The 1026-nt window shown below is 75.0% G+C and carries 1 protein-coding gene; it reads right to left on the bottom strand.

Annotation, left to right across the window (positions count from 1 at the left end):
- Positions 1–34: 34 nt before the first annotated feature.
- A partial coding sequence (locus TR50_RS10435) for an ATP-binding protein (protein ID WP_500802358.1) occupies positions 35–1026 on the bottom strand: 992 nt, incomplete at its 5' end.

Here is a 1026-nt window from a genome sequence, read left to right as displayed (position 1 = left end):
GGCCGGGCCCGCATGCCCGGCCCGGGGCCGCCGGTCAGGCGTCGACCGCCGAGACCGCCTCCTCGCGCGGCCGGGCCGGGCTGTCTTCGTCCGTCCCCTCGGCTGTCTCCATGGCCGTCTCGTCGGCTGTCTCCATGGCCGTCTCCTCGGCTGTCTCCTCGGCCGCGCGCGCCGCCGCGGCGGCCAGCCGGGCGGCCTCCTCCGCGGCGGCTGCCGCGACCAGCCCGGTGGTGTGCTCGGCGGCCTGGAACAGCGGATGGGCCAGGGTTCGGCGCAGGAAGTCGATGGTGGTCCGCACACCCGGGCCGGCCACCTGGAACTCGCTCAGGGCGCGGTCCATCCGGGTGAGGGCCGCGGGCCGGTCGGGCGCCCAGGCGGCGACCTTGGCCAGCAGCGAGTCGTAGTCGGGCCCGACCCGCCAGCCGGGGTAGGCGTGCGTGTCGACCCGGACGAAGGGCCCGCCCGGCGGCACGAACGCGGTCAGCTCGCCGGGGGCGGGGGCGAACTCGCGGTCGGGGTCCTCGGCGTTGACCCGGCACTCCACCGCCACCCCGCGGCAGACGACGTCGCCCTGGCGGATCGTCAGCGGCGTCCCGGCGGCGATGGTGATCTGCTCGCGCACGATGTCGATGCCGGTGACCAGCTCGGTGACCGGGTGCTCCACCTGGAGCCGGCAGTTGATCTCCATCAGGTAGAAGTCGTGGTCCTGCGTCACCACGAACTCGAACGTCCCCGCGCCCACGAAGCCCACGGCCGAGGCGCCGCGCACCGCCGCCGCCCACATGGCCTCGCGGACCGGCTGCGGCAGGTTCGGTGCCGGGGACTCCTCGATGAGCTTCTGGTGGCGCCGCTGCACCGAGCAGTCGCGTTCACCCAGGTGGATCACCGTCCCGGCGCGGTCGCAGAGCACCTGCACCTCCACGTGGCGGGCGTTCTCCACGAACCGCTCCAGATAGAGGCGGTCGTCGCCGAAGACGGCGCGGGCGTGCGCCCGCGTCTCGTTGTAGGCGGGTCGCAGATCGGCCG

It is taken from the genome of Streptacidiphilus anmyonensis (assembly GCF_000787855.1).
Lineage (GTDB): Bacteria > Actinomycetota > Actinomycetes > Streptomycetales > Streptomycetaceae > Streptacidiphilus > Streptacidiphilus anmyonensis.
This window is presented reverse-complemented; position numbering and strand designations above follow the sequence as displayed.